At 67.9% G+C, this 8430-nt stretch carries 5 protein-coding genes and 1 pseudogene; 5 read left to right on the top strand and 1 reads right to left on the bottom strand.

The features are described from left to right. Nucleotides 1–288: 288 nt before the first annotated feature. Nucleotides 289–894 (top strand): annotated as a pseudogene (locus tag D588_RS0111205) (expansin EXLX1 family cellulose-binding protein); the annotation flags it as partial. 102 nt (nt 895–996) lie between these two features. Here the strand turns inward: D588_RS0111205 and D588_RS0111200 are convergent. Further along, entirely contained in the window at nt 997–3630 is a 2634-nt protein-coding gene (locus D588_RS0111200; protein ID WP_017916042.1) for a TonB-dependent receptor, read from the bottom strand. A 741-nt stretch (nt 3631–4371) separates the two neighbouring features. Between D588_RS0111200 and D588_RS0111195 the strand changes: the two genes are divergently transcribed. The 4 genes from D588_RS0111195 to D588_RS0111180 all read left to right on the top strand — a co-directional run. Then, nucleotides 4372–5127 (top strand): GntR family transcriptional regulator, encoded by a 756-nt coding sequence (locus D588_RS0111195; protein ID WP_010343151.1) that lies wholly within the window; start codon nt 4372–4374, stop codon nt 5125–5127. Nucleotides 5128–5163: 36 nt separating this feature from the next. Beyond that, on the top strand, nt 5164–6429 hold the full coding sequence (locus D588_RS0111190; RefSeq protein ID WP_017908362.1) for a sugar MFS transporter: 1266 nt from the start codon (nt 5164–5166) through the stop codon (nt 6427–6429). Between the two features lie 37 nt (nt 6430–6466). Further along, the gene (locus tag D588_RS0111185; RefSeq protein WP_017916041.1) at nt 6467–7534 is read left to right on the top strand and encodes a LacI family DNA-binding transcriptional regulator; all 1068 of its coding nucleotides are present in this window, start codon (nt 6467–6469) and stop codon (nt 7532–7534) included. A gap of 8 nt (nt 7535–7542) precedes the next feature. After that, the coding region (locus D588_RS0111180; protein WP_026143598.1) for an SIS domain-containing protein at nt 7543–8430 on the top strand (888 nt) is incomplete at its 3' end.

Below are 8430 nucleotides of genomic sequence, written 5' to 3'. Positions count from 1 at the left end.
TGGAGCGCGGCAGCCGCCGTTGAGCGACGTGACCGCGCGGTCTACGGCGTCGGCCAAGTTGTGGAATCCCAGGCCGCGCGCAAGGCGCGGCACGCGTACCGCGGCCTAGAGTGCCGGCGCCGGGCAGGTGTCCGGTCGCCGCGCGGCGACTCCGCGCGCCTGTGCAGGAGAACACGCATGCAAGCACGCTACTCCCCCCGTGCCGCGCGCGGCGCCGGCCTGTTCGCCGCGCTGTGCCTGGCCATCAGTGCTGCCGCACCCGCCAACGCTGCCTGGAACGATGTCTGCAGCGGCACCGCTACCTACACCAGTTCCGGCTATTCCGGCGGCGCGCTGCTGCTGGATCCCATCGACCCGACCGCCACGATCACCGCGCTGAACCCGACGCAGCTCAATGACGGCGGAATCCAGGCGGCGCTGGCCGGTGCCTACCTGCAGGTGCAGGGACCGCGCGGCACGGTCACCGTGTACGTCACCGACCTGTATCCGGAAGGCGCCGACTGCGGGCTGGACCTGTCGCCCAATGCCTTCGCCGCGATCGGCGACACCAGCGCCGGGCGCATCCCGATCCGCTGGCAGGTGGTGGCCGCACCGGTCACCGGCAACGTGGTGTACCGGATCAAGGAGGGCAGTTCGCAATACTGGGCGGCGATCCAGGTGCGCAACCACCGCTATCCGGTGGTGAAGTTCGAATACAGGAAGAACGGCGACTGGGTCAGCCTGCCGAAGACCGCGTACAACCATTTCGTCGGCGAGCAAATGGGCACGCAACTGCTGGAGATCCGCCTGACCGACATCCGCGGCCAGGTGGTCACCGACACGCTCGGCGCCTTGCCCAGCCAGGGCGACAAGGGCGTGTACTTCGCCGACGGACACGTGCAGTTCCCGCGCTGAAGCGTGCCCGTGCATGCGCCGGCGGTCGCGCGCCGGCGCTGCGTCCACTTGCGCGCGCCTGCGCCGCGGCGATGATGCCGCAGCGCAGGTGAAGCCTCACGCTCAGAACTTGAAGTGCAGCGTCGCCATGTAGCGGCGGCCGTTGTGGTAGCGCCCGACCGGGTGGTCCTTGTCGCCCAGGTATTGCAGGTATTCCTCGTCCAGCAGGTTCTGTGCGTCCAGTTGCAGCGACCACTGCGCGTTGAACGCATAGCCCACGCTCGCGCCCAGGTCGGTGTAGGCGTCGACGCTGGCCGGCGCGGCGCCGGCGACGTAGCCGCCGGCCAGGTAGCTGTCGCGCCAGTTCAGGCTGATCCGCGCGTTCCACGGTCCCTTCTCGTAGTAGGGGCTGAAGGCGACGCTGTTGCGCGACTGGTAGGGCAGCGGGTTGCCGCTGTTGTTCTCGCCGCTGGCATAGGTGTAGTTGGCCGACAGGCCGAAGCCGCTGTCGCCGAACGGTTGCTGGTAGGCCAGGGTGAAGCCCTTGACCTTGCCGGTGCCGGCGTTGCGCGGGCGCTGGATGCTGTAGTCGCAGTAGCCGTCGGCGGTGCAGCCGTTGCTGCCGAGCATCTGCGCCCAGGTCTGCGGCGAGGTGTCGCGGATCGCGTTGTACTGGCGCTCGATGGTGGCCGAGGTGTCGATGTAGTTGTCGATCTTCTTGTAGAAGATGGACCACGCCACCACTGCCTGCGGCGCGAAGTAGTACTCGGCCGAGAGGTTGAAGTTCCACGATTCGTAGGGCGACAGCGCGGCATTGCCGCCGCTGCCGGTGAGCGTGGTGTCGTTGAGGAAGGTGTTGTTGACCATCTGGTTGTACGGCGCCCAGGCGATCACCTTGCCGGCGCCGAAGCGGAACACCCAGTCGTTGTCGGTATCGTAGGCCAGGTTCAGCGACGGCAGCAGGAAGTGTTCGGTCTGCGTGCGGGTCTGCCACTTGCTGTCCAGATCCTGCAGGGTCGGCGTGCCGCTGTAGACGAAGCCGCTGCCTTCGGTCTTGGAGCGCACGTAGCGCAGGCCCAGGTTGCCGCGCAGGCCGGCGTTGGAGAAGTTCAGCTGCACGTAGCCGGCGTTGTTGGTCTGCTGCAGCGCCCAGGTGTTGTTGAGGTAGCTGGACGGGTCCGGATTGGCGTAGTCGACCGGGCTGTTGCGGATCCAGTCGATCACGTTGCCGCGCCCGGCCTGCACGTGCTGGCCGTGGTCGGGATAGAACCCGCGGATGTCGGTCAGGCCGATGGTGCCGATGTCGGCCAGGGTGGCCGGGGTGACGCCGCCGTACACGTTGAGCGCGAAGTCCTCGTCGTGCTTGCCCTGGCGCACGCCGACCAGCAACTGGTTGAACACGCCGTCGAACTGCAGGTCCAGATCGAGCTGGCCGTAGCGGTCCTTGCTCTGGGTGGAGAACACGCCGTTGTTGCCGATCCAGCCGCCGGCCGAGCCCCAGTTGGCCGGATTGCGCGCGGCGGTGGGATCGTCGAAGCGGATGCCGCGGTCCAGATCCCAGCGGAAGCCGCCGTTGTAGAACGGCTCGATGAAGTACTGCGCCAGGTGGTCGTTGTCGGACTTGCTCTGGCCGACCTGGCCGCGCAAGGTCCAGCGTTCGCCGCGGTAGGCGCCGCGCAGGTCCAGGCCCTTGGTGGTCACTTGCGACTGGCGCACGTTGTTGTCGTAGATCACCGTGCCGCCGCCCGCATTGGCGTTGGCGCCGGAATGGCCGCTGTTGACCACGCCATTGCGCACGTCGCCCAGCGTGTCGACCGCGGCCACGGTGCCCGGGTTCCAGGTGAGGAAGCTGTACATCGACTGGTTGTAGTTGTCGAAGTCTTCCTTGATGTACAGGCCGCTGAGGTTGAACTCCAGCGCGTCGCTGGGCTTGAGCTGCAGATTCACCACTGCGCTGTCGCGCTTGCGGTCCTGCTGGAACCAGGCGGCGTTGATCGAGTTGGGCACGTCCGCATCGGCCGGCACGCCGGCGGCATTGGCGAAGCTGCCGGCCTTGGCGTAGCCGAACACCTCCAGGCCCTGGCGGTCCACGCGTTCCTCGTAGTGCTGCGCGGACACCGCGACGCCGAAGGTCTCCTGCGGATTCTTCCAGCTGTACAGCAGCGACGCGTTCGGCTTGCCCTCGCTGGCCTGCTGGCTGTAGCTGTAGCCGACCGAGCCGGCGATCTCGTTGGCCTTCAGGTCCAGCGGCTGGCGGGTATGCATCAACACGGTGCCGCCGAGGCTGCCTTCGGTCAGCCGCGCCTCGGTGGATTTGACGATCTCCGCGCGGCCCAGGATCTGCGGCGACAGCAGGGTGTAGTCGAAGCCGCGGTTGGGCTGCTCGCCGTACAGCCAGATCGCCTGCGCCACCGGGTGGCCGTCCAGGAACGACAGGTTGAGGCTGGGATCGGTGCCGTCGATGCTGACCCGCTCACCCTGGCCGAAGCGGCGGTCGATGGTGACGCCGGGGATCTGCGCGAACGCCTCGGCGACGTTGGTGCTGGGGAACTTGCCGATGTCCTCGGCGGTGATCGCCTCGGACACGGTGACGTTGTTGCGCTTGGTGTCCAGCGACTTCTCCAGGCTGGCGCGAATGCCGACCACCTGGACCGCGTCCAGGTCGGTGGCGGCGGAATCGGCCTGCTGCGCCTGCGCGGCGAAGGCGAGGACGCTGGCGGCGATGGCGGCCGACAGGACGGACGGGCGGTGACGCATGATGTCTCTCCTCATCATTCATGGATGGGCACCGTCGGCGTGGCCGACGGTGCGGGACGGAGTTGCGTGCTACCTGGCGGCGCGGACCGATGCCGATTCCCCTGGGTCCACGGACGCCGTGTTTGTGCCGAATTCGTTGCGAAGCGTGCAGAACCTTTACGATCCGGTGACAACGATGTCAACGCGATGCCGCGGCGGGGTGGTCCGGTGGCGGGGCAAAACCGGGCCGTGGTGTCTGGAATTGCGCCGCGGCCTGTTGGGTCGCGTACCGGCCTTCACGTCGATGACTTGGGCCGATTTCCCGGGATTTGCCGCGATCCGGGCTGTCGCAGGGGGCGGTGGTTCAGACCTCTGCCAGGCATCGCCGCGATTGGTCTTGTGGCTTGTAGACAAATTCGTGCCCGCCGGTGACAACGATGCGGTTTGCGGCGGTGCACCCAAGCTTGTCGAAGGGCGGATACCGGCACATGATCCATCGGCATCGGCCATGACCGCCGTCTGGACATGGGCGCCAGCGCTGGCGGGAATCGGCCGCTCGCTGCGCGCAGGGCGCGGCCCGAGGCCAGGGGGCTTGGGCGACTCGCCGCCGCGAATTTCGGGGTGACACGCCACTGCGCTGTTGCCGTGGGCGGGCAGCGCTGTCGATTTGGGCCTGCGCCGCGTGCTGTGGCGCGACGTGCACGACCCGCCGATTGGTACTATATTGGACATAATGAATCCATGCGAACTGGAGAGCTCGCCATGACCAAGCCCAAGCCGCAGGCCGATCCACGCCTGCATGCGCTGGCCGTGGACCCGGATGCGCCGACTCCGCTGTACCTGCAACTGGCCAGCAAGCTGGTGGAGGCGATCAAGGGCGGGCAGTGGAAGCCGGGCGAGGCGCTGCCGGCCGAACGGCAGCTGTGCGAATACCTGCAGGTGTCGCGGGTCACGCTGCGTCAGGCCGTGGATGCGCTGGTCGAACAAGGCCTGGTGTCGCGCCGGCAGGGCGCCGGCACTTTCGTCACCTCGCACATCCAGCACCAGCTCAGCGGCCTGGCCAGCTTCAGCGAAACCCTGCGCATGAAGGGCCTGGAGCCGGGCACGCGCTGGCTGGAGCGGCGCACGCGCCCGGCGCATGGCGAGGAGATCCTGCGTCTTGGCCTGTCCCCGGACACGGTCGTCGCGGCGCTGACCCGCCTGCGCAGCGCCGACGGCCGGGTGATGGCCTACGAGAAGGCGGTGCTGCCGCAGCACGTGGTGCCCGATCCGCACGCCATTGCCGATTCGCTCTACAGCTACCTGGACGAGCGCGGCACCCCGGTGGTGCGGGCGCTGCAATACTTCCGCGCCATCAACCTGCCGGCGCGGCTGGCCGGCCATCTCGGCATGAAGGAAGGCGAGGCGATCCTGCACGTGGTGCGGGTCGGCTACACCCGCGACGGCAGCGCGATCGAACTGACCGACACCTATTGCCACAACGACTACTACGACTTCGTCGCCGAACTGCGACGCTGACCGCCGATCCCCGCGCCCTCCCGGAGCACGCCGCCCATGACCACCGCACGGCCCGCCAGTCCCTACGCTTCCATCGCCATCGTCGGCCTGTTGTTCTTCATCATGGGCTTCTTTACCTGGATCAACGGGCCGTTGATCCTGTTCGCCAAGGTCGCCTTCAATGTCAGCGACACCTTCGCGTTTCTCATCCCGAGTGCGTTCTACATTTCCTACTTCTGCCTGGCATTGCCTTCTTCGCTCATCCTGAAGCTGACCGGGATGAAGAAGGGCCTGGCGCTGAGCCTGCTGATCATGGCGATCGGCGCCGCGATCTTCGGCCAGTTCACCAATGCCCGTTCCTACGTGGGCGCGGTGAGCGGCATCTTCATCATCGGCGGTGGCCTGGCCTTGCTGCAGACCGCGGTCAATCCGTACATCAGCATTCTCGGGCCGATCGACGGCGCAGCGCGCCGTATCGCGCTGATGGGCATCTGCAACAAGGTGGCGGGCGCGCTGGCCACCTATGGACTGGCGAAGGTGGTCCTGCACGGCATGGAGGATTTTTCGACGCAGATCGAACAGGTGCTGCCGGCGCAGAAGGAACTGCTGTTGCAGGAGTTCGCTGGCCGCATCCACGGCCCTTACATGGCGATCGCCGGCATCCTGGCTGTGCTTTCCGTCGCCATCCTGTTTTCGCCCTTGCCCGAGATCAGCCCCGAGACGGCGAACGCGTCGGCCTCCGACGAGCGCAGCCGCGACAGCATCTTCGCGTTTCCGCACGTGTGGCTGGGCGCGTTGTGCATCTTCGTGTACGTCGGCGCCGAGGTGATGGCCGGCGATGCGATCGGCATCTACGGCAACAGCCTCGGCCTCTCGCTCGACTACGCGAAATATTTCACCATCGGCACCCTGGCCTGCATGCTGGCCGGCTACCTGCTCGGCCTGGTGCTGATCCCGAAGTACATCTCCCAGGAAAAGTACCTGTCCATTTCGGCCTGCCTCGGCATCGTGTTTTCGCTGTGCGCGATGGTGACCGGCGGCTATGTCTCGGTGGCGTTCGTGGCGGCGCTCGGATTCGCCAACGCCATCATGTGGCCGGCCATCTTCCCGCTGGCCATCAAGGGGCTGGGCAAGTTCACCGAAAAGGGCGCAGCGCTGTTGATCATGGGCATCGTGGGCGGCGCCGCGGTGCCGCAGCTGTTCGCCCATCTGAAGGAGTCCTTCGATTTCCAGGTGGTCTTCGCCGGCCTGATGATCGCCTGTTACCTGTACATCCTGTTCTTCGCGCTGCGCGGTCACCGCGTCGGCCAGGGCGCGCGGTGAGCTGACGCGCTTTTCTCCAACTCGGCAAACCTATCCAATGCGCAGACCCACCATCAAAGACGTCGCCGAACGGGCGCGGGTGTCGCTGAAGACCGTTTCGCGGGTCATCAACAACGAACCTTCGGTGATGCAGGCCACGCGCTCGCGCGTGCTGCACGCCATCGCCGAACTCGACTACGAGCCGGATCCGTCGGCGCGCAACCTGCGCAGCGGCACCCCGTTCGTGATCGGGCTGGTGTACGACAACCCCAACCCGTACCACATCATCGGCGTGCAGAACGGCGTGCTCGCCGCCTGCCGCGAGACCGGCTTCGGCCTGCAGATCCACCCCTGCGATTCCACCGCGCCGATGCTCGCCGAGGAACTGGCCGAGTGGACCCAGCGCTCGCGCCTGGCCGGGCTGGTGCTGACCGCGCCGATGTCCGAGCGTGCCGACCTGGTCGCGGCGCTGGCCGCGCGCGGGATCAAGACCGTGCGCATCATCGCCGCCACCGAGGATCCGCAGGATGGCCCGTGCGTCTACGTCGACGACCGCGACGCCGCCTACGAGATCACCGAGCACCTGATCCAGCTCGGCCACCAGCGCATCGGCTTCCTGTGGGGCGGCACCTCGCATCGCTCCAGCGGCGAGCGCCACGCCGGCTACGAGGCGGCGCTGAAGGACTACGGCATCACCCTGGACAAGCATCTGGTGATCCCCGGCGACTACACCTTCGACGACGGCTTCCGCGGCGCCCGCCGTCTGCTGGCGCTGCGCGAGCCGCCGACCGCGATCTTCGGCTCCAACGACGAGATCGCCGCCGGCGTGCTGGCCGCGGCCAAGTCGGCGGGCATGAACGTGCCCTACGACCTGTCCATCGCCGGCTTCGAGGACAGCCCGTTCTCGCGCCAGTCGTGGCCGCCGCTGACCACCGCCAAGCAGGCCACCGAAGACATCGCCCGCCACGCCGCGCGGCTGCTGATCAGCCAGCTGCGTAGCGATGCCTACGAAGACCATCCGGCGCCGGTGCACAACCAGGGCTTCGTGCCGCAACTGGTGGTGCGCGGCTCGACCGCGCCCATGCAGCCGCATTCCCGCCGTTCCTCCTCCCCAGACCCCACGTGACCCTGCCCATGGCGCTGCCCTCCGAAACCGAAACCCTGATGTTCCGCGAAGCCGCGGAAGCCGCCGCGGTCGTCGCCGCGCAGTTCGAACGCAACCACGCCACCGTGAGCGCGCTCGCCGCGTCGTTGCGCGCCGCGCCGCCGCCGTTCGTGGTGACCTGCGCGCGCGGCAGCTCCGACCACGCCGCCACCTACGCCAAGTACCTGTTCGAGACCCAGCTCGGCGTGGTCACCGCCTCGGCCTCGCCGTCGGTGGGCTCGGTGTACGAAGCGCCGCTGCAGTTGCGCGGGGCGCTGTACCTGGTGATCTCGCAGTCGGGCAAGAGCCCGGACCTGCTGCGCAATGCGCAGGCGGCCAAGGACGCCGGCGCGCGCGTGGTGGCCCTGGTCAACGTCGAGGATTCGCCGCTGGCGCAGTTGGCCGACACGGTGATCCCGCTCGGCGCCGGCCCGGAGAAGAGCGTGGCCGCGACCAAGAGCTACCTGGCCTCGCTGGCGGCGATCCTGCAGCTCGGCGCGCACTGGAAGAACGACCCGGCGCTGCTGGGCGCACTGCAGGAATTGCCGCAGGCGCTGCGTGCGGCCTGGCAGGCCGACTGGCGCTCGCTGACCGACGGCCTGGTCGAGGCGCACAACCTGTTCGTGCTCGACCGCGGCCTGGGCCTGGCGGCGGCGCAGGAAGCGGCGCTGAAGTTCAAGGAGACCTGCGGCCTGCACGCCGAGGCCTACAGCTCGGCGGAAGTGAAGCACGGGCCGATGGCCCTGGTCGGCCCGGGTTTCCCGGTGCTGGCGTTCGACCAGCCGGACGAAGCCGGCGAGGGCACCCGGCGGCTGGCCGAGGAGTTCCGCGGCCGCGGCGCGCAGGTGTGGCTGGCCAGCGCCGGCGGCGACCTGCCG

It is taken from the genome of Xanthomonas sp. SHU 308, from assembly GCF_000364645.1.
Classification (GTDB): domain Bacteria; phylum Pseudomonadota; class Gammaproteobacteria; order Xanthomonadales; family Xanthomonadaceae; genus Xanthomonas_A; species Xanthomonas_A sontii.
This window is presented reverse-complemented; position numbering and strand designations above follow the sequence as displayed.

Coding starts and splice junctions, on each gene's coding strand:
- D588_RS0111200 (WP_017916042.1), bottom strand. CDS start 3,630: ATGCGTCACCGCCCGTCCGTCCTGTCGGCCGCCATCGCCGCCAGCGTC.
- D588_RS0111195 (WP_010343151.1), top strand. CDS start 4,372: ATGACCAAGCCCAAGCCGCAGGCCGATCCACGCCTGCATGCGCTGGCC.
- D588_RS0111190 (WP_017908362.1), top strand. CDS start 5,164: ATGACCACCGCACGGCCCGCCAGTCCCTACGCTTCCATCGCCATCGTC.
- D588_RS0111185 (WP_017916041.1), top strand. CDS start 6,467: ATGCGCAGACCCACCATCAAAGACGTCGCCGAACGGGCGCGGGTGTCG.